This window comes from Alcanivorax sp. HI0083, from assembly GCF_001635175.1.
The window spans coordinates 1-651 of the sequence record NZ_LWFX01000661.1 but is presented as its reverse complement, the minus strand read 5'-3'; the positions used below and the strand labels follow the sequence as shown (position 1 = coordinate 651).

The window sequence follows — 651 nt, the reverse complement described above, 5'->3', positions numbered from 1 at the left end:
TGCCGGGTTGGGAACCCCCATCATTTCCGAGAAGACCAGCAGCATGAACAGGTCCTCTTCATCCCGTTTGGCGCGGGCAATGGCGGCGCGATAGGGGGCGTTGTAGTACTGCGCCCCGAGATCGCTGATGCGTTTGAGCCATTGTGCCGGCGTTGCCATTACAGAGGCTCCGGTGGCGCTTTGAAGGCGCGCTTGAGGGCTGCGGTGCACTCCAGCGTAACCAGCAGGGCCGCCACCAATACAACAAGGTCCAGCCCCAGGAGGAACCAGTCTTCCTTCTCGTAGAAGCTTTTCAGCTGCATCAGCAGGGCAAACAGGGTCATCACCAGCAGGAAAACCAGCGGCGCCAGGGTATAAATGGCCGGACGTCCGCGTTTCACCAGCATGATGGTAATCACCAGCAGGGTGAGGCCGGCGAGCAATTGGTTGGTGGTGCCGAACAACGGCCAGATCAGCAGGCCGCCGGAGCCATCGGCACCGCCTGCCCCAAACGCCAGCAGAAGGCAGCTGACTACGGCCAGTAGCGTGGCGGGCAGAGGCCGCGTCATCCATTTTTGCTGATAGATTTCGCCCCATTCCTGGAAAATATAGCGCTGCAGGCGCAGACCGGTGTCCATGGTGGTGCCGGCAAACAGGGCCGCCATCACGGTG

At 61.1% G+C, this 651-nt stretch carries 1 protein-coding gene and 1 pseudogene; both read right to left on the bottom strand.

The genetic code is table 11. The annotated features are described in order from the left end of the window. Positions 1–159: pseudogene (locus tag A3754_RS06605) on the bottom strand (DNA helicase); the annotation flags it as partial. Next, positions 159–651: carbon starvation CstA 5TM domain-containing protein (locus A3754_RS06600; RefSeq protein ID WP_304439814.1), on the bottom strand; the 493-nt coding region annotated here is incomplete at its 5' end. The pseudogene A3754_RS06605 and the gene A3754_RS06600, both read right to left, overlap by 1 nt.